The 260-nt window shown below is 60.0% G+C and carries 1 protein-coding gene; it reads left to right on the top strand.

Annotated elements, in window-relative coordinates; translation table 11 throughout:
* Nucleotides 1-260: DDE-type integrase/transposase/recombinase (locus tag AB3X96_RS42845; protein WP_368594453.1), on the top strand; the 260-nt coding region annotated here is incomplete at both ends.

Genomic DNA, 260 nt, shown 5'->3' on the forward strand with positions numbered 1-260 from the left:
GTGGTATTTCCGGTTCCAACTTGGCCTGCGTGATATTGAAGAACTGCTGTTCGAGCGCGGTGTCGTTGTCAGTTACGAGACGATCCGCCGCTGGTGCGACAAATTCGGCGCGGGCTTCGCACATCGCGTCAAGGCTGCTCGCCGCAAGCCTGGGCGCACATGGCATCTGGACGAAGTCTTCGTTACGTTGCGCGATGAGCCTTATCTGCTCTGGCGGGCAGTCGACCAGCACGGCGCCGAACTCGACATCCTGCTGCAGA

It is taken from the genome of Paraburkholderia sp. BR13439 (genome assembly GCF_040948805.1).
Lineage (GTDB): Bacteria > Pseudomonadota > Gammaproteobacteria > Burkholderiales > Burkholderiaceae > Paraburkholderia > Paraburkholderia youngii.